At 48.9% G+C, this 19,888-nt stretch carries 19 protein-coding genes; all 19 read right to left on the bottom strand.

Annotated features, from left to right (window positions below):
- Positions 1-35 precede the first annotated feature (35 nt).
- Complete coding sequence (locus A4V09_RS02720; protein WP_330396498.1) at positions 36-1,154, bottom strand: FtsW/RodA/SpoVE family cell cycle protein; 1,119 nt, start codon at positions 1,152-1,154, stop codon at positions 36-38.
- A gap of 28 nt (positions 1,155-1,182) precedes the next feature.
- A complete protein-coding gene (gene murD, locus A4V09_RS02715; RefSeq protein WP_065540986.1) occupies positions 1,183-2,553 on the bottom strand; it encodes a UDP-N-acetylmuramoyl-L-alanine--D-glutamate ligase in 1,371 nt (456 codons plus the stop codon).
- A 16-nt stretch (positions 2,554-2,569) separates the two neighbouring features.
- Positions 2,570-3,529, bottom strand: a complete 960-nt coding sequence (gene mraY / locus A4V09_RS02710) for a phospho-N-acetylmuramoyl-pentapeptide-transferase (protein ID WP_065544602.1) — start codon at positions 3,527-3,529, stop codon at positions 2,570-2,572.
- Positions 3,530-3,664: 135 nt separating this feature from the next.
- The gene (locus A4V09_RS02705) at positions 3,665-5,389 is read right to left on the bottom strand and encodes a peptidoglycan D,D-transpeptidase FtsI family protein (RefSeq protein WP_065540985.1); all 1,725 of its coding nucleotides are present in this window, start codon (positions 5,387-5,389) and stop codon (positions 3,665-3,667) included.
- A 179-nt stretch (positions 5,390-5,568) separates the two neighbouring features.
- Complete coding sequence (locus A4V09_RS02700) at positions 5,569-7,692, bottom strand: peptidoglycan D,D-transpeptidase FtsI family protein (RefSeq protein WP_084043408.1); 2,124 nt, start codon at positions 7,690-7,692, stop codon at positions 5,569-5,571.
- 28 nt (positions 7,693-7,720) lie between these two features.
- A complete protein-coding gene (locus A4V09_RS02695; RefSeq protein WP_065540984.1) occupies positions 7,721-8,203 on the bottom strand; it encodes a hypothetical protein in 483 nt (160 codons plus the stop codon).
- A 29-nt stretch (positions 8,204-8,232) separates the two neighbouring features.
- Positions 8,233-9,177: a 16S rRNA (cytosine(1402)-N(4))-methyltransferase RsmH gene (gene rsmH / locus A4V09_RS02690; RefSeq protein ID WP_065540983.1), complete on the bottom strand. Its 945-nt coding sequence runs from the start codon at positions 9,175-9,177 to the stop codon at positions 8,233-8,235.
- A 22-nt stretch (positions 9,178-9,199) separates the two neighbouring features.
- Complete coding sequence (mraZ, locus tag A4V09_RS02685; RefSeq protein ID WP_065540982.1) at positions 9,200-9,631, bottom strand: division/cell wall cluster transcriptional repressor MraZ; 432 nt, start codon at positions 9,629-9,631, stop codon at positions 9,200-9,202.
- A gap of 311 nt (positions 9,632-9,942) precedes the next feature.
- Entirely contained in the window at positions 9,943-10,113 is a 171-nt protein-coding gene (locus tag A4V09_RS24130) for a Spo0E family sporulation regulatory protein-aspartic acid phosphatase (protein WP_157123438.1), read from the bottom strand.
- Positions 10,114-10,115: 2 nt separating this feature from the next.
- Entirely contained in the window at positions 10,116-10,982 is an 867-nt protein-coding gene (gene lgt / locus A4V09_RS02680; protein WP_065540981.1) for a prolipoprotein diacylglyceryl transferase, read from the bottom strand.
- A 15-nt stretch (positions 10,983-10,997) separates the two neighbouring features.
- Positions 10,998-12,095: a redox-regulated ATPase YchF gene (gene ychF, locus A4V09_RS02675; RefSeq protein ID WP_065540980.1), complete on the bottom strand. Its 1,098-nt coding sequence runs from the start codon at positions 12,093-12,095 to the stop codon at positions 10,998-11,000.
- 131 nt (positions 12,096-12,226) lie between these two features.
- Positions 12,227-12,877 (bottom strand): thiamine diphosphokinase, encoded by a 651-nt coding sequence (locus tag A4V09_RS02670; protein ID WP_065540979.1) that lies wholly within the window; start codon positions 12,875-12,877, stop codon positions 12,227-12,229.
- On the bottom strand, positions 12,840-13,028 hold the full coding sequence (locus A4V09_RS24125; protein ID WP_157123437.1) for a hypothetical protein: 189 nt from the start codon (positions 13,026-13,028) through the stop codon (positions 12,840-12,842). The genes A4V09_RS02670 and A4V09_RS24125 overlap by 38 nt, the downstream gene beginning before the upstream one ends.
- 20 nt (positions 13,029-13,048) lie before the next feature.
- Positions 13,049-13,720, bottom strand: coding sequence for a ribulose-phosphate 3-epimerase (gene rpe, locus A4V09_RS02665; RefSeq protein ID WP_065540978.1), 672 nt, complete (start codon positions 13,718-13,720; stop codon positions 13,049-13,051).
- 2 nt (positions 13,721-13,722) lie between these two features.
- Positions 13,723-14,601 (bottom strand): ribosome small subunit-dependent GTPase A, encoded by an 879-nt coding sequence (gene rsgA, locus A4V09_RS02660; RefSeq protein ID WP_065540977.1) that lies wholly within the window; start codon positions 14,599-14,601, stop codon positions 13,723-13,725.
- Entirely contained in the window at positions 14,601-16,730 is a 2,130-nt protein-coding gene (gene pknB, locus A4V09_RS02655; protein ID WP_065540976.1) for a Stk1 family PASTA domain-containing Ser/Thr kinase, read from the bottom strand. Before pknB ends, rsgA begins: the two co-directional genes overlap by 1 nt.
- Positions 16,724-17,470 carry a Stp1/IreP family PP2C-type Ser/Thr phosphatase gene (locus A4V09_RS02650; RefSeq protein WP_065540975.1) on the bottom strand — a complete coding sequence of 249 codons (747 nt, stop codon included), beginning with the start codon at positions 17,468-17,470 and terminating at the stop codon, positions 16,724-16,726. The genes pknB and A4V09_RS02650 overlap by 7 nt, the downstream gene beginning before the upstream one ends.
- Before the next feature lie 17 nt (positions 17,471-17,487).
- Entirely contained in the window at positions 17,488-18,531 is a 1,044-nt protein-coding gene (rlmN, locus tag A4V09_RS02645) for a dual-specificity RNA methyltransferase RlmN (protein WP_065540974.1), read from the bottom strand.
- Position 18,532: 1 nt separating this feature from the next.
- Complete coding sequence (gene rsmB, locus A4V09_RS02640) at positions 18,533-19,885, bottom strand: 16S rRNA (cytosine(967)-C(5))-methyltransferase RsmB (RefSeq protein WP_065540973.1); 1,353 nt, start codon at positions 19,883-19,885, stop codon at positions 18,533-18,535.
- Positions 19,886-19,888: the final 3 nt, after the last annotated feature.

Raw genomic sequence — 19,888 nt, 5'->3', positions numbered from 1 at the left:
CTATACACTATTGTATGCAGAGAGGCGAAAAAGGTTCAGGGCGAACGCGTCCGGCTCACAGACAGCGCCAGACCCATCTCTCCCATCAGAAACAGAACGGAGGTTCCGCCGTAACTGACAAAGGGAAGGGTGATTCCCGTATTGGGGATGGTGTTGGTCACAACCGCTATATTGAGGATCACCTGGATCGCCATATGCCCCATGATCCCAGACGCGATCAGGGCGCCGCACAAATCTCTGGCATGGGTGGCGATCACCATGAGCCTCCAGATCAACAGGGCGAAAATAAGGATCAAAAGGCAGGCGCCTATAAGACCTGTCTCCTCGCAGATAATGGAAAATATCATATCATTCTGCGCCTCCGGGACAAACCCCAGTTTCTGCAGGCTGCTGCCCAGCCCTTTGCCGAAAATGCCCCCGCTTCCAATGGCATACAATCCCTGTATGGTCTGAAACCCCTTCTCATATTTTTCCGGATTCCTCCAGATGGCAATACGCTCCAGACGGTAACTGGCCATACTCAGAAATACCCCGATAAACAGCACGCCCACCCCTCCGATTCCCACGAACGGAAGGTATTTGGGATTGGAAACAAAGATCAGGATAACGCCAATACCCAGAATAATAATGGCTGTGCTCAGGTTGTTGGTCCCCACAAGACCCACAATGGGCAGAAGCAGAGCCATGGTACCTGCCATATGCAGAAGACTGTCCTGCCGCTTCTTGGAATTTGTTATCACATAGGTGAGCAGCAGGATCACCGCCACCTTGGCAAACTCAGAGGGCTGGAAGGACAGAGGGCCAATGGACAGCCAGCGCTTGGAGCCGTTATATTCGTCTCCGAACAAAAGCACAGCCAGAGACAGCCCCATGGACACCACATAGAGAAAAGGTGCCATCCTTGTAATGATATGGTAGTCCATACAGGATACCAGATACATGCCCATCATCCCCAGGGAGGTTGCGAAAAGCTGCTTTTTAAAATAATAGGCAGGGTCATGAAACTTCACCCTGCCATTATATGCACTCGTGCTATATAGAAAAATCAGACCGCAGACTACCAGCAGCAGTACGAGAATCAAAAGCGTTCCATCCATGCGTCTTTTCTGCTCTTTTTCCTTCTCCACACGCATTTCCCTTTCCTTTTTGCTCATACTGCATTATATTGTCCGCCGGATTGGTTTATGCCTTCAGATTTCTCACGTATTCCTTGAATTTATCCCCTCTTTGCTCATAATTATCAAACTGTCCCCAGCTGGCGCAGGCAGGTGACAGGAGAACGGCATCTCCCGGATTTGCCTTCTCCGCACAAATTTTTACGGCTTCCTCCAGGTCTTCCGCCAGTATTGTGCTCATGAACCCACAGCCGTGGGCAGCCTTTTCGATCTTCTCTTTTGTCTGCCCGATGAGGACCAGATACCGAACCTTGCCGTTAAAAGCCTGAATCCATTCCTCATAGGACGACTCCTTGTCATATCCGCCGCCGATCAGAAGCGTGGGGCGGTTCATTGCCTGTATGCCTTTGATCGCTGCGTCAGGATTGGTCCCCTTGGAATCATTATAGTATGCCACACTGTCAATCTCCTCCACAAACTCGATCCTGTGGGTCACTGCTGTAAATCTTTTGATCACCTGCCGGATGGTATCCATAGGAACACCCCCGCAGTAAGCCATAGCCACAGCCGCCATGACATTTTCATGGTTATGGCGTCCCAGAAGCTTTAGTTCCTCTGTTCCTGCCACCGAGATCTCCTCTGCCCCGGTGCGCATGACGATCTGCCCGCCGTCCAGGAATAGCCCCTGTTCCAGTTTATGTAAGCTTGAGAAGAAGACCACCTGCGCCGGACATACAGAGGCAAACCGGCGAAGCTCCTCATCCTCATAGTTGAGGACACAGAAATCCTCTTTTGTCTGGTTCCGGGCGATCAGCTCTTTCACCCGGATATACTCCTCCATGGTGTGGTGGCGGTTTAGATGGTCCTCCGTAATGTTCAAAACAGCAGATACCTTCGGGCGAAACTCCATGGTTGTCTCAAGCTGGAAGCTGCTGATCTCCGCAACCGTATAGCTTTCCTCCGTCATGGAAAGGGCTGCGTCTGTATAGGCGTTTCCGATATTCCCCACCACAAAAACAGATTGGGCATGGGCCTTCATGATCTCCCCCAGAAGGGCTGTCGTTGTGGTCTTGCCATTGGTCCCTGTTATGGCAAGCACTGTGCCGGTCCCCATGCGGTAAGCAAGCTCCACCTCACCCCACACCGGGATACCTGCATTTTTGAGGGTCTCCACAGGCGGGATATCAAGCGGGACACCAGGACTCATTACCACCAGATCAAGAGAGGCAGGCAGTTCTTTTGGCAGTTCTCCCAGGATGATCCTGCAGGCGGAATGCTCCGGCAGGCGTGTTCTTATTTCCTCTTTGTCCAGTTTTTCGTTTCCGTCATATAATATCACCTCAGCCTGTACTGCCTCCAGCAGGCGAACCGCGCCGATACCGCTGATTCCGGAACCAAATACAAGCACACGTTTTCCTTTTAACTCTGTTCTGTCCATTTCTCTTCTTCCTTTCTTATAATGCCAGCAGTGCGATCAGGCACAGAATGGCCGTAATAATGGAGAATACGGCTACCACCCTGGTTTCGGACCAGCCACACAACTCAAAATGATGGTGGATAGGCGCCATTTTGAAAATCCGTTTGCCGTGGGATATCTTAAAGTAAGTCACCTGTATCATTACAGAGAGCACCTCCACCACATAGATCAGGCCCACGATCAGCAAAAATAAAGGCATCTGCAGCATATACGCCGTACCTGCCACAAATCCGCCCAGAGCCAGGGAACCTGTGTCCCCCATAAAAATCTTCGCCGGATAGACATTGAAAAGCAGAAATCCCATGAGGGCACCCACCACCGCACAGGTGATCGGCTCAATCCCACTCTTTGTCCCAATGGCAACCACGGAAAAGAAGGTGGCAACCATGATCGTCACCGAGGAGGCAAGTCCATCCAGGCCGTCTGTAAAATTCACGCCGTTCACCGTGCCGATGACCACAAAAAACAAGAGGGGGATGGTCAAAAATCCCGGATTTATCTCATAGCCTGCTGCAAACGGCACCTTGATCGTCATGGATACATCCGTGAATTTCATCAGATAAAACGCAAATATGCCTGTCACCACAAGCTGGCACAGCATCTTCTGCCAGGCGAGAAGCCCGTCTGAGCGCCGAAGGACCACTTTTAAATAATCATCCCAAAAGCCGATCAGCCCGAATCCCAGTGTCAGAAACAGCACGGGGATGATCTTGGGATAATCCTTCACATAAAACAGGGAAGTGACCACTGTGGAAAGCAGAAATATGATCCCTCCCATGGTGGGTGTCCCCGCCTTTTTCAGATGAGACTGTACACCATTCTCCCTCTCGGTCTGTCCCATTTTCAGCTTTCGTAAATAGGGGATAATGATAGGCCCCAGAACCACACTGACTATAAATGCTGTCAGTACAGGCAGTACCATCTTATACTCTGTCATAACACACCTCATTTTTATGTATTTTTTTATCCATGCACGGCAGCCCGCCAGCTGACAGGGCTGCCGCCATACTTCCATTAGTATAAAGCTTTTGTCCTCAATTATCAACCGTAACTATTCCATCCACGGTCAGGATCAGCCTTCAATCCCCATATAGGGAAGAATATTCTCGTAGATATCCCGGATGACCGGGGCCGCTATGGTTCCGCCGTAATAGACACCCTGGGGGTCGTGGATCAGGCAGATTCCCAGTATTTGAGGTGTTTCAGCCGGTGTAAATCCCAGGAAGGAAGAGATATACCGGTTGGCACTTCTGGGCAGTGTCTGGGATGTGGCTGTTTTGCCTCCAATGGTTCTGCCCTCAATGGCGGCATTCTTACCGGAACCTTCCGATACTACTTTTTCCAGGATATAGCGCACCTCCTCGGAAACCTCTTCTGTTACCACGCCTTTCTCCACAGGATACTTCAGCGTCTCTACCAGATTTCCGTCCTCATCTGTCACCTTGACTCCAAAATGAGGGGTGATCCGGTTACCGCCATTGATGATGGAACTCACTGTGGTGGCAAGCTGGATCGGAGTGATCTGGAAAGACTGGCCAAAGGAAATAGTGGCAAGCTCCACCTGCCCGATATTGGATTTTTTATGCATGATGGTGGCAGCTTCCCCCGGAAGGTCAATCCCGGTCTTCTTGAGCAGTCCGAATTGTTTAAAATACTTATAGTAATTATCCACGCCCAGCCGAAGCCCCACCTCGATGAATACCGGGTTGCAGGAGTTCATAGCGCCCTGTACAAAGTTTTCAGCCCCGTGCCCTGTCCTCTTATGGCAGTGGATCCTCCTGTCCTCCACAATTTTAAATCCGGGACAGGAAAAGGTATCCTCCATGCTGACCACCCCCTCGGAAAGTCCTGCTGCCATGGTGATGATCTTAAAGGTGGAACCCGGCTCATAGGTATCGTTGATGGTCAGATTTCTCCACATCTGGTTACAGGCATCCTGTTTTTCCTTGTCTGTCATGCCCGAGGTGTCTGCATCGGTGTTCAGCGTGAACGGTTCGTTGAGATTAAATTCCGGTACATTTACATCTGCGTAGATCTCTCCGTTCTGGGGATTTATGAACAAAATGGAGACGGCATCTGCCTGCTTTTCCTCCATAACTTTCTCTGCCGCCTGCTGTGCATACATCTGGATATTTTTGTCCAGGCTGATGTGCAGGTCATATCCTGCCACCGGTTCCACACGGCTTTCCCCCAGCTCGTCAATCTCCACGCCTCTGGCATCCGTGGTGGTGAGTATTTTGCCGTCTATGCCTTTTAAAATGTCATCATACCACACCTCCAGCCCAATGATCCCCTGGTTGTCTCCCCCTGTAAATCCAAGTACCTTGGAGGCCAGTTCGTTGCAGGGATAATACCGTTTAAAATCCTCGTCCACCTTGACACCTGCAAGGCCGTATTCCCGTATCCTGTCCCCTACTTCTTTCTCCACATTTGTCTTGACCTTTTCAATGGAAGAAACCTTCTCCACTCTTTTTCTGGCTGTCTCCTCAGAAAGCCCCAGCTCCTTTTGCAGCATGGCAATGATCTTATCCGGTTCCTTTACCTGGCTGTGAATGACGGATATGGTGCATACCGCTTTATTATCCGCCAGGATCTCCCCCTTTGCGTCAATGATCCTGCCTCTGGCTGCCTTGATGTCACGCTCCCTCTCGTGGAGCTGCTCTGCCTTTTTTGCATAGTAATCAGACTTTATCACCATGAGATAGACCATTCGGCCCATAAGTCCTGCAAGCATCAGCACACAGGCGGCAAACACGATCACTGTCTTCTTCTTGTGGTACGTCCTGTTTTTTTTCATTCCCGGTTCCCCTGCAGCTTATCCTTATAAATATATGCACTGCCCCGTAAAAAAAAGAAGGGAATGCTGCACAGATTTCTCATCTGCACCGCATTCCGCTTTCATTAAGCATCCGGCTTGTAACAGTTCAGCCTTCCACTGTCCCGCCAGGTGCTCCCTTGCTCCCGAGACAGCCATGCTTATTCTTCCCCGTTGTAGTCCTCATCGTCAAAGCCGGCATCCTCATTTGTGATACCGTCGCTCTGGGCATCATTGTGATCAAGCTCCTCCTCTGCATCATCCTGGGGCGGTTCCGGCATGTCCGGATTTTCCGTACCGTCAATGACTACGCCTGAAGGACCGTTGCCGTCCTCCCCGTTCACGCTCTCATCCATCCGTGTGGTCCCTGTAAATTCATCCCAGAGCTGAAGCTTCTGGTCCGTCTCCTGGTCCGGATAAATGTTCAGATACGGGAAAATCTCCGAGAGAACTGCCTGGGCAATATACTGCGCATAGGTACTGCTGGCCTGCTCCTCCACATTGGGTTCATCCACCACCACGTAAATCACAACCTGAGGGTTGTCAAGGGGCGCGAATCCCACAAAAGATACCAGATATTTATGATTTCCCCTGGGAACCTTCTCAGCGGTCCCTGTCTTGCCGCCCATGGAATAACCCGGGATCTTGGCTGTCTGGCTGGTACCGTTTTCGATACTCATGCCCATGTATTTTCGTATATCCGCAGAGACTTCCTGGGAGATCACTTCTTTTAAGACATTCCCGCTGATGCTCTTGATGGTATTGCTGTCCTGGTCCCTGATCTCTTTCACCAGGTGGGGCTGGTAATACGTGCCGCCGTTGATACAGGCACTGATGGCTGCGATCTCCTGAATCATGGTACAGGTAAATCCCTGTCCGAAGGTGGTGGTTGCCAGCTCCGTGTCAAACATGTTGTCTAAGCTGAAGAGAATGCCCGTACCCTCTCCCGGAAGGTCGATCCCTGTCCTTGTCCCAAAATTGAATTTATCCTGGTACGAAAGCATAGTCTCCCTTCCCATTTTCCTTCCGATGGCCATCAGGGCATCATTGCAGGAATTTTGGATAGCTTCCCCCACAGTCTCTGTCCCGTGGGTATCGGGATAGACCGCACAGTTGATATACCGGTCAGCTACCTGTTCTCCGCCGTCGCACACAAACGTGTCTTCCTCTGTGATACTGCCGGATTCAAGAGCGGATGCCACAGTGATGGGCTTCACAACAGACCCCGGTTCATAGGCGTCTGTAATACAGTAATTTCTCCACATTTTGTAAAGGGCATCTTTTGTCTGGTCATCATTCATGGCCTTGATCTCATCGTCTGAATACCGGGCGGTCAAATCCCTGGGCTTGTTCAGATCATAGGGATCATTGCTTCCCATAGCCAGGATTTCCCCATTCTGGGGGTTAGCCACGATCACACCTATATTCTTGGCACCCCGGTAATCTGTATTAGGGCCGTCCTTCAGATTCTCCATAAAAGCTTCGATGTATTTGTCCACCACGCTCTGAATATTCACATCCAAAGTGGTGACCAGGCTGTTTCCGTTGACAGGGTCAATGATATTCTGCTCCAGGGATGCATCATCGTTGAAATAACCAATTTTTCTTCCATCCGTCCCGTTCAGTGTACTGTTGTAATACCCCTCCAGTCCCCAGTCCGCCGTGTTGCCGGAATAAGTAAATCCGATCACGTTACATGCCAGTTCATTCAGGGGATAGGTTCTCTTATAATCTTCCTCAAACCACACGCCCTGGGTGTTGTTCCTGCGTGATATCTCCTCCTTGGAGAGCGCCTTGGCCTCCTCTTCATCCGCCGGGATCTCTGTCATCTTTTCAAAGTTCTTTTTTTCATCCATGGAGATCTGCTTTTTCAAAATCTGATAGGGACTTTCTTTTGTCTCCTCACTGGTGAGCAGTTCCTCCACGGTATCCCCATCAATTCCCAGATATTCGGACAATGCCTGTTTTGTGGGTTCCTTGTAATCCTCATTGGAATTCACCACCTGGCAGTCCAGGATCACATTGTACACCTTAATACTGGTAGCCAGGATATTTCCGCTCCGGTCCAGGATATCTCCCCGTTTGTAGGGGATGGTGGTGCTGTCATACTGCTGCTGGGACTGGGCCAGCACCTGCTTTGTGTATTTGTCACCGCTCTTGGCATTGATAATGGTAATTCCAATAACCAGAAACACCAAAGCCAGCAGAATCAATACAAACAATCCCGCCAGCTTTTTCTTCATGGTGCCTGTCATTTTCCTTTTTTTTGATTCCTGTTTATTCACTCTATCACCTGCTTTGTCCTATGTACCATCACTGCTCCGGCACATCCTGATACTGTCTCACATAGCTGCTGCCGCCCGGTGTATAATGCTTGATCTGATCCTCGGTGGGAAATTTCATTCCCAGCTCCTCGATGGCTTTTTTCCTGATCGCATCCAGATCCACACTGGAAATCGTCTCACTGTAGTACGCATCATTCTCTGCCTTTAACTGACTGTACTTTAGTTCCTCTGCGGTAAGCTGGCTCTTCTGCTCTGTCAGTTCGGATTTCAGTTTCAGAAAATGTACGCAGGCAAATAAGACAGCCACACACATAACTGCCAAAAACATCACATACCCTCTGCTCATCTGCATGTTCCTGGCTCTGTTCTTCTGCGCGGCTGCGCTAACCTGCTTCTTTTTACGCTGGGGTACTTCCTCCACACGGCGGACCGTGTTCCCATCCACATAATACCCGGTGCCTCTATTTACTTTTCTGCTGTCATATCCCTCTCTCCCGGATACTTTTTTCATGAAATCAACCCCGATTCAGATTTCTTTGCCTATTCATTTCCAGTCCGTTCAAAGACGCGCAGCTTTGCGCTCTTGGAACGCTTATTTACAGCAATCTCCTCCTCATCCGGAAGTATTGGTTTCCTGGTTATGACTTTACCCATCGGCTTTTTCCCGCACACGCAGACCGGAAAATCAGGCGGACATGTGCATGGGTTCTCATTCCTCTTAAAATTAGTCTTTACTATGCGGTCTTCTAAAGAATGGAACGTGATAATGCAGATACGTCCGCCATCATTTAATCGTTCAATCATATCATCCAGGGAATTTCTCAAGACTTCCAGTTCCTGATTCAGCTCAATACGAATTGCCTGAAATGTTTTTTTCGCAGGATGTCCTCCCACTGCTCTCATTTTCATGGGAATGGACTGTTTTATTAGTTCAATCAGTTCCCCGGTAGTCTCTATGGGCTTGTCCATCCTCGCCGTACAGATATTCCTGGCGATTTTCTTAGCAAATTTCTCTTCCCCATAGTCCCGGAGCACACGATACAGTTCGTTTTCAGTATAAGTGTTTACAATGTCTTTTGCGGTACGGCTTCCTCTTCGGTCCATACGCATATCCAGGGGCACGTCCTCCCTGTAGGTAAACCCACGCTCCGCGTTGTCTAGCTGGTAGGACGAAACACCCAAATCAAGCACGATCCCGTCCACAGACGAGATTCCTATTTTCTGCAGTTCTTTTTTCATGTTGCAATAGTTGCTGCGGATGATCGTAACTCTGTCTCCAAATTCCTGTAACCGCTCACCCGCAGCTTCGATTGCAGCTTCGTCTTGATCTATACCTATCAAGCTCCCCTTGGCAGATAATTGCCGGCACACCTCATAGGCGTGACCGCCGCCTCCTAACGTTCCGTCAACATAAATCCCATCCGGTTTTACCTTCAGATTCCGGATCGTCTCTTCTAACAATACGGATTTGTGTTTAAATTCCATAGTTTCCTCGACCTTCCTGCAATTATATTAAGATACCCATTGCCTGCATCCCTTCTGCAATGGCATCCATATCTTCACAATTGCTGTTCTCCATCCATTTTTCCTTGCTCCAGATTTCAATCCTGGTGAGGTTTCCTGTGAGCACCACATCCTTCGACAGACCAGCAAACTCCCGCAGCGTTCCCGGTACGAGAATTCTCCCCTGCTTGTCCAGTTCACATTGTGTTGCACTGGAAACAAAAAAACGTACGAAGGCCCTTGCATTTTTATCATTAAGCGGTAAAGCTTTCAGCTTTTCCTCGAAATCCTTCCATTCATTGTTCGGGTAAATAGACAGACAACCATCCAGACCTTTGGTCAGCACAAAATCTTCGCCTAATTCTTCCCGGAACTTAGCCGGAATGATCAGTCTCCCTTTTGCGTCGATCGTATGACTATACTCTCCCATGAACATATGAATGTCACCTTCTTTCGTGAAGATGCGAGTCTCCCCTTCGCACCCTCCATGGGACAACGGGTGCTTCTGCCACTAGCCCCCCATTTGCCACCACTTTTCACCACTTTCTACCACTTACATGCCCATTCTATAACACAACCGGGAAAAAAGCAAGGGGAACATATATTCTTTAGAAATATTAAAAGAATCGAAAAATGGCGTAAAATCAATGATTTTACGCCATTTTGCCGATTCTTTTTAAGAGTTTCCAATATATGGCAGAGGTGGCGGGGCGGCCCACGTAACCGTTCCGCTTGACTGAACTGCTGCTAGCCCACAAGCTCTGCATTTTGCTGGTTTATACAAATATGTTCTTCAATCAAACGGTCCAGTACCAGGCTGAGTGCCATAATGGTCTGCATACCACGATTTTCTGTGATCGCTCTGTCCAGTCTCTGCCGTGCGTCTTCTATTCGTATTTCTAACTCTTTATCTCTCATCGCTACACTCCTTGTTCTTTCAACCTCTTCCTCCTGTTGTGTACGATAAGCAAAAGGGAACATACCACGAGAACGGCGGATAATGCCTGTGACACCGGGAATCCTATCCCCGGAATCAAAAGCTGATCCGTACGAAGTCCTTCTATCCAAAACCTCCCGGCTCCGTAGCCTGCCAGGTAGCATAAAAACAGCTCTCCCTGGAATTTTTTCTTTTTACGGAACCAAAAGAGGAACAGCAGGACTCCCAGGTTCCACAGCCCCTCATAGAGGAACGTAGGATGAACCTGGATGTATTCCACACCGCCTATCGTTACCAGATGGTCCCACATGGCAGAGGTAATTTCATTTTGTCTGACTGCGGAGACAGGAAGCTGCATGGCGAGAAGCCCGTCTGTGTAACCGCCGAAGGCCTCCCGGTTGAAAAAGTTGCCCCACCGTCCGATGATCTGGCCTGCAACAAGTCCCATGCATACGGTGTCCGCTGTCAGCGGAAAATTCATCTTTTTTACTCTGCCGAAAATGTAAACCGTTACAGCGCCGACAATTATCCCCCCATAGATTGCCAGCCCGCCGTTTCTGGTATTGAATATCTGTATCAGGTCGTCTTTATAGTTTTCCCAAGTAAAGATAACAAAAAAGGCTCTTGCCCCAATTACAGAAGTTACCATGGTAATCATTAGCATGTCCAGGTAAGTATCCGGGTTTTGTCCCGTGCGCTTTGCCTCTTTCAAGGCAATGGAGATTCCCACAATCATAGCCAGAGCGATAACCATACCGTAGTAGGCAATATCAAAGCCAAAAATTGTGATTGTTTTTCCCACATGGGGCAGTGAAATCCCCAGATGCGGAAAGCGAATGGACATATCCATATAAGTAAGCCTCCTTTAAACGTTAAAGCGGAATAAAATCACATCGCCGTCCTGCACAACGTAGTCTTTTCCTTCCATGCGGACCAGACCTTTTTCCCTGGCTTTCCCATAGGACCCGCAGTCAAGCAGATCTTTGTAGTTCACCACCTCGGCTTTGATAAAACCGCGCTCAAAATCCGTGTGTATTTTTCCGGCCGCCTGCGGCGCTTTAGCACCTACTTTTATGGTCCATGCCCTGGTCTCATCCTCGCCGGATGTGAGGAAACTTAAAAGACCCAGAAGTCTGTAACTGGCTACTATCAGTTTCTCCAGTCCTGACTTCTCTATTCCCAGATCCTCCAGGAATTCCTTCTTCTCCTCATCATCCAGTTCCGCGATCTCCTGCTCTATCTGAGCACACAGAGCGAACACTTCATTTCCTGTTTCTTTGGCATACTCCCTTACTTTTTGTACATGAGGATTGGAGGCCGCATCATCTGCCAGGTCATCCTCGGATACATTAGCCGCATAGATGACCGGTTTTCCGGTGAGTAGGTTATATTCTTTCATAAACCCTTCCTCATCCTCGTTTTCAGGTTCAAATGTGGAGGCGGGTTTTCCGTCCTCCAGATGAGCTTTCAGTATCTTTAAAAGTTCCAGCTCTTTTGCCGCCTCTTTGTCCATACGGGCAGACTTTGTGGTTTTGGCAATTCTTCTCTCCAGTATCTCCAGATCTGAGAATATCAGTTCCAGATTGATGGTTTCAATGTCCCGCAGCGGATCAATACATCCGTCCACATGGACTACATTCTCATCTTCAAAGCATCTCACAACGTGAACAATGGCATCCACCTCCCGGATATTGGCAAGGAACTGGTTTCCGAGGCCTTCTCCTTTAGATGCCCCTTTCACAAGTCCCGCGATATCCACAAATTCGATCACCGCCGGCGTCACTTTTTTGGAATGATAAAAATCCCCTAAGAGTTTCAGTCGCTCGTCCGGCACAGCCACTATGCCCACATTGGGATCTATGGTACAGAACGGATAATTTGCTGACTCCGCTCCGGCTTTTGTCAGAGAGTTAAAAAGGGTGCTCTTCCCTACATTCGGTAAACCGACAATACCTAACTTCATTTTTATGTCCTCTTTTCTTCTGTATTCCTTCACATGGAATTATTCTAACACACCTAAAAAGGCGAATCAAGCCTTTGACCCGCCTTGTTATTCGACAACTGTTAAAAAAATATCGACTTTTTTCGTTCTTTTTACTTGTCTTTTGACATGACCATCAACAGAAATCCCTGTCGAAATTCCACTAATGCTGTATCCTTAGCCAGCTCATTGCTCACTCCGATCCCGTCGAAATTTGTCATATCATAATCTTTCAGGGGGTATTTGAACCCCGAAAGTGTGATCCCCCGCACCTCATCTCCCATGGAAAAAAAAGAGATATATTTGCCGAAAGCGCACTCTTTTTTGATGGTCCGGCTGCAGGAAAGAACGGTCATGGCATTCTGTTCATCCAGGATCCATGCCTCTTTTCCGGACATTGCGGGAACCATCAGGGACTGCAGATTTCCCATATAGTGGTCCAGGCGGCCTCCTGTGGCTCCCAGCAGGAAAATCCTGTCGCTGCCCAGCTTCAGAGCAAGTTCCAGACCCATGCGGGTATCCGTGGCATCTTTTTCCGGCTTGTATTCCCGGATGGGGATTTCCTTTTGCTCTCTGTACCATTCTATTACCTCAGGGCGTATACTGTCAAAATCCCCCAGAATATACTGGGGCACGATCCGGTTCCTGTAACAGAACTCCAGTCCTCTGTCAACGCCAATAATGCAGTCCGGGTTTATATTCTCTATGCAGTCAAGTACGAATGGGTCATCCATATGACCGCCGCACAAGAGTATTGTGTCCATATTCGCTGTCCCTCTCCCTTCGTGTGTAACCGTTCAGGCTGCGGAAGGATTCCACGCATCCGGCCATTAAAAACCGCTCCGCCATGGGGCGAATGCTTACTGCCGCCACGTATTCATACGGTGAGCGCAGGAAATTACCCACCTGTCTCAACGGCTACCTCCGTGCATTTATCACTGTCGGTTCCTGAATTCCTCTATTTTAGTCATCAGTGCATTGGCATTGGCAGCGATATCCCCGCCGAAGACAGCGGAGCCGGCCACCAGAATATTGGCACCTGCCTCCAGAACCTGGTCGATGGTCTTTGTGGAAATACCTCCATCTACCTCAATATCAGCGGCAAGACCTCTCTCATCCAGCATTTTTCTCAGTCTTCTGATCTTATCTCCGGAATAAGGAATGTACTTCTGGCCGCCGAATCCCGGATTCACTGTCATAAGGAGAACCATATCCACCAGCTCCAGCACCTGCTCGATCATCACAAGCGGCGTGGCCGGGTTCAGGGCAACACCTGCCTTCATGCCGGCCTCACGGATACAGTGCAGGGTTCTGTCCAGATGGGGGCAGGCTTCTGCATGCACAGTCAGCATGTCCGCCCCTGCCTTTTTGAAGTCCTCAATATAACGCTCCGGGTCCTGCACCATAAGGTGCACATCAAAAAACATATTGCTTTTCTTTCTGATGGATGTGATGACCGGCATTCCAAGGGAAATGCTGGGTACAAAATTACCGTCCATAACATCAATATGAAGCCAGTTGACCCCTGCCTGTTCCACCTGGCTTATCTGTTCCCCCAGACATGCAAAATCTGCTGCCAGAATGGATGGTGATAGTTCATATCTCATCCTCAATACCTCCTCTTGTCTGCAAGCTCCCGGTAAAGCTCCAGATAGCTTTCATATCGTTCTTTTGGGATCTCTCCCGCCTCAAGTGCCGCTTTCACGCTGCATCCCGGCTCATGGGTATGGGTGCAGCCCTGGAAACGGCAGGTTCCCTCGTACTTCAGAAACTCCCTGAAATAGTGGCGCAGATCTTCCTTGTCCATTTCTTCCACATAAAAAGAAGTAAATCCCGGCGTATCCAGAAGATACGTGTCAGGCTCCACTTCAATCATCTGGGAATGTCTGGTCGTATGGCGTCCTCTTCCCAGCTTTCTGCTGATCTCTCCGGTCTCCATCACCACTTCCTGCTGCAGAAGGTTCGTCAGAGAGGATTTTCCCACACCGGAAGGCCCTGCCACGGTTGTGGTCTTTCCTCTCAGGATACTTCGCAGTTCTTCCATGCCGTCTCCCTGGGATGCACTTGTGAGAAGGACCTCATAACCGCAGGAAGTATAAACCTCCTGCATTCTTTGTACCTCCTCCTCATCCGCCAGGTCCTGCTTGTTAAAACAGATGACCGCCGGAATCTCCTGACGCTCCATAATAACCAAAAAGCGGTCCAGCAAAGAGAAATTGGGTTTCGGCTCCCTGGCTGCAAATATGACCAGCGCCTGATCCACATTAGCCACAGCAGGCCGGATCAACTCATTCTTTCTGGGAAGGATATCCACCACATTTCCCAGTTTTTCCTCTTCACTCAGGACCTCGATCTCCACATTGTCACCCACAAGGGGTTTTATTTTTTCCTTGCGGAAAATTCCTTTTGCCTTACATTCATAAATTCCGGATCCTGCTACTTTTACATAGTAGAATCCGGAAATTCCTTTGATAATCTTTCCCTGCATTAATCTACCTTCTGGAATGTTACATCATACTGATCAATGATCTGATAGCTGTCGCCAATCCATTCATAAAGACCTACCGTACCGGTTGCAATTCCCGGATGTCCTGTCATATCACTGATAGACAACGGGAATTCCGGGTTTTCCACTTCCATGGACTGGTCAGAATAGGTATTGCCCTGGTCATCTGTCTGAACCAGTTCTATCTTAACTTTACCGCCCTGGTAGCTTGCCGGCTGGCCCAGCGCCTGGCCTACTGCCTTCCAGGTGCCATCTCCGCCATTTGTGTTATCCGCGGGAGCATCCTCACCTCTGACATAAATGGTAACCGTAGTTCCTGCATCCACTCTCGTTCCCGCAGCTACACTCTGGTCGTATACATCACCTACATCCACAGACTGGTCTGAACCGGTCTGAACCACAGGCACAAGACCTGCATCAGAAAGCGCTGCCTTTGCGTCCTCTTCTGCCCATCCGCGCACATCCGGTACTCTTGCAGCCGTATCCCCTTCACCGATACTGATGGTCAGTGTCACTGTGGTGCCTGACTTAACGGAGGTTCCCGCTGCCGGGTCTGTGGAAATAACATTTCCAATGCTCACCGAGCTGCTGTTAGCCTTATTGATCTGCGTCTGCAGACCCATCTCTTTTAAAGTTGCCTCTGCGGATGTCTGGGTTTCGTTCTCCAGGTCAGGAATGGCCACTTCCTGGGTTCCTGTGCTGATATAACATACGATTTCCGTATGGGGGTCTACTTTTGTTCCCGCCTCTGTCTCCTGACGGACGATCTTTCCGGCCTCCACAGTGTCGGATGGTTCCTCGCCGCCTTTTTTGTAGCCCAGCTTCAGGTTGTTAAGCGCAGTGCGGGCTTCGTCCGGTGTACTGTTTGTCAGATCCGGAACTTCCACTTTTTCGCTGTTTTCTTTACCAGGCTTATCCGTATCTTCCACTTTTTTATCGTTATCTTTATCCTTGCCGCCAAATTTCAGACCGCCGGATGCAAACACAATAAAATATACCAGGATACAAATGATGATAGCACCCACGATCAGGCCGCCGATGGTCATGGCTTTTTCCAGCTTTGTGCTGATCCCTTTGCCGTTATCATCATCACCCTCGTCGTCGTCCTCGTCATCTTCATCATCATAGCCGTAATCATCGTCATCTTCATCCTCATCGTTATCACTGTAACGGCCGGAGCTGGAACCGGACGGTGCATAAGCCGCGTTCTTAATTTCCTTCATTTCATCCGGTGAGATGACTACCGTCTGCGCATGATTGCTCAGAGGAGCCAGATTGACAAAGCTTCCGTTTGGATCTATCAGGGAATGCTTCAGATCGTTGATCAGCTCTGCCAGAGTGCTGTAACGTCTGTCCGGACTTTTCTGTGTACATTTTAAAATGATCTCCTCCAGGCTGTGAGGAAGCTCCGGTACAAACTCGGATGGAGGCAACATCTCATCCTGCAGATGCTTAATGGCAATGGCCACTGTGGTGTCCCCGTCAAAGGGAACTTTTCCTGTCACCATCTCATACATGGTGATTCCCAGGGAATAAATGTCACTCTTGTAGTCACTGTAGCCGCCCCGCACCTGCTCCGGTGAACTGTAGTGTACAGAACCCATGGCGTTGGTACTGATGGTGTTGGAGGACGCCGCTCTGGCAATACCAAAATCCGTCACCTTTACTTTGCCGTCTGTAGAAATAATGATGTTCTGGGGTTTTATATCCCTGTGCACAATATTTCTGTTGTGTGCAGCTTCCAGCCCCATGGCCACCTGTATGGCTATGCTGGTTGCCTCTTTTACTGTCAGCTTTCCTTTTTTGGAAATGTATTCTTTTAAAGTGATACCTTCCACCAGTTCCATAACAATGTAGTTGATCCCCTGGTCCTCTCCCACGTCAAATACATTTACAATATTGGGATGGGCTAGCCCTGCTGCGGCCTGCGCCTCCCTCTGAAACTTTTTGATGAAGTTCGTGTCAGCGCTGAACTCCGGCTTCAGAACTTTCATGGCTACAAAACGGTTTAATTTATGATCCTTTGCCTTATAGACATCGGCCATACCGCCGGAGCCTACCCTGCCGGCAATCTCGTACCGCTCTCCTACGATAACTCCCACATTTAACATACTTCCACCTCTTTTGTCTCTGGTTCTACCAGAACTACTGCTATATTATCTCTGCCTCCGTTGTCATTTGCCATGGAAACAAGCCTTAGGCCAGTCTCCTCCAGCGTTTCGCTGGTCAGTATCACCTGCCTGATATCCTCATCCGGTACCATGTTTGACAGACCGTCTGAGCACAACAGCAAAATATCACCCGGAGTCAGTCGGATATCAAAGAAATCCACATCCACATCCCTTCCCGCTCCAAGTGCTCTGGTAATAATATTCTTATCCGGGTGATTTCTTGCGTCATCCCTGGATATCTCTCCCATGCGGACCATCTCCTCCACAAGAGAATGGTCTTTGGTAATCTGCGATATCTTATCTTCATCAATCAGATACAGCCTGCTGTCTCCCACGTTGGCCACATATGCATAATGTCCTACAATGGTCACCAGCACCATGGTGGTACCCATACCGCTCATAGCCTCATTGTCCGATGCTTCCCTAAGAAGCTGGGTGTTGGCATTCTCGATGGCAGCCCGTATGATTTTTACCGGATTGCTGTTCTCATCTTCCCGGATGGTAGAGAGCAGAATCTCTACCGCATAACTGGAAGCGAAATCTCCTGCCTTATGTCCGCCCATGCCGTCCGCAACTACGAAGAGGTTTGGCAGATTGCCCACTGGGGTCTCAGACGTGAATACAAAATCCTGATTCACTGTCCGCTTCTGTCCCACATCCGTGATAGAATATGACTTCATCCTACGAATCCTCTTTCTTATCGAATTGTTACATCGATATAACTCTTTCTTAATTGTCCACAGGCCCCATCAATATCCCGGCCCATTTCTCTTCTAATAGTAACATTAATTTGGTATTTTTCAAGTTTATTTTGAAAATTCCCGATAACTTTTTTATCCGAACGCACGTAACTACGCTCTTTTATGGGGTTTACAGGTATGAGATTCACGTGGCAGTTCAGGCCTTTTATAAGCTGGGCCAGACGTCTTGCATCCTCCGGGGAATCGTTTTCCCCGCCTACCAGGGCATACTCAAATGTAATGCGCCGTCCTGTTTTTTCATAGTAATTCCTGCAGGCATCCAGGACCTGTGTAATGGTATATTTTTTTGCGACGGGCATAAGAGCTTCCCGCTTCTCCTGGCTGGATGCATGGAGGGATAAAGCCAATGTGATCTGCAGCTTTTCCTCTGCCAGCGCTTCCATCTTCGGAACAATTCCGCAAGTGGAAACCGTAAGATTCCTCTGGCTGATATGAAGCCCGTTTTCATCGCTTATCATATGTATAAAGCGAAGCAGGGTGTCATAATTGTCAAGCGGTTCGCCGGTTCCCATGACCACCACATTGGATACCCTCTCCCCACTGTTTTTCTGTATGCGGTATATCTGTTCCAGCATCTCCGCAGGGGTCAGGTTCCTGTTCCATCCGCCTATGGTGGATGCACAGAATCTACAGCCCATTTTACAGCCCACCTGGGAGGAAATACACACACTGTTCCCATGCTTGTAGCGCATGAGCACACTCTCCACCACATTGCCGTCATGGAGGGCAAAAAGGTATTTCTGTGTGCCGTCTATTTGGGAAGTCTGTACCTCCAGGGCCGTGAGCGTAGTGAGGGTGCAGGATTCTCTTAATTTCTCACGGAACGTTTTGGGAAGGTTTGTCATCTCCTCATAGCTTTCCGCCAGCTTCACGTGCATCCACTCATAGAGCTGTTTTGCCCGGAAGGGCTTCTCCCCCAGGGCTTCCACGGTCTTTTTTAATTCCTCCATGGTCTGGGATTTTATATCTGTAAGTTCCATTTTACCCTATCCTTCTAAGCCTTGCCAGGAAAAATCCGTCGCACTTGTGGACCCCCGGCAGAAGCTGTAAATATCCTTGTTTTGTAGTATCACTTCTCAGTTCCTCACAGAGAAGATCGTCAATACTCTCCAATTTGTATGGGTATTCCCTGGTAAACCAGAGCACGTTTTCCAGATTCTCCTCCCTGCACACTGTGCAGGTACTGTATAAAAGCACACCCCCGGGTTTTACATAACAAGCCGCCTGTTCCAGGATTTTCCGCTGAAGCTCCACCAGCTCCTCCTGTTTACCTGGTGTGATCTTATACTTAATATCTGTCTTTTTCCCCATGACGCCCAGGCCGGAACAGGGTACATCCGCCAGGACAAGGTCTGCCTTTTCCACAGACTCATGGTCGAATTCTGTGGCGTCATGGACTGTGACGCTGATATTTCCCATTCCCATGCGTTCTACATTTTCCCGGATCAGATTTGTTTTCTTCTCGCTTACATCCCTGGAATCCACCAGTCCGGTTCCCTGCATTTTGTCTGCCACACAGATGGTTTTTCCTCCCGGCGCCGCACACAGGTCAATGACATAGCTGCCTTTCCCGGGTGCAGCCGCCTCCCCCGCAAGCATGGAACTTACATCCTGTACCTGAATATTTCCCATGCGGAATGCAGTGAGCGCAGGCAGATAATCATAACCGCTCAGATAGTAGGCATTGTCCACATATGGTGCTTTTTCCACCTTCACGCCCTCTTTTATCAGGCTGTGTATCACCTGCTCTCTGTCTGTGAGATATTCTTTGATACGGACTGTCACAGGGCGCTCTTCTATAAAAGCCTGAAGCATTTTCTCTGTATTTTCAAACCCGAATTGGTCCATAAAACGGACCACCAGCCATACAGGCATGGAATATGTGACGGAAAGGTACTCCACTTTATGCTCTTTGCCGGGAAAGGGAATCTTTTTATAATCCCTTGCAATCCCTCTCAGAACTCCGTTCACAAAACTTGTCAGATTGTAAAATCCTTTTTTTCTGGCAAGCTTAACTGCCTCATTGCAGACTGCGCTGTCCGGAACATTATCCATATAGATAAGCTGGTAGACACTGCTGCGCAGCAGCTCCCGAATCAACGGTTTCATCTTCTCCACCTTCACTTTTGAGAAGTAATTGATAATATAGTCGATCCGTATCTGGTTCTCCTGGGTACCTTCACAAACTCTGGTGATGAATGCCCGTTCTGTTTTCTCCAGATACTGGTATTTTTCCAGCGTACCGCGGATGGCAATGTGGCTGTACTGCCCCTCTTTGTTTATTTCCATTAGTATTCCTAATATTAACTCCCTTATATTCACTCTGCCTGTCATTTG

The organism is Blautia pseudococcoides (genome assembly GCF_001689125.2).
Lineage (GTDB): Bacteria > Bacillota > Clostridia > Lachnospirales > Lachnospiraceae > Blautia > Blautia pseudococcoides.
This window is presented reverse-complemented; position numbering and strand designations above follow the sequence as displayed.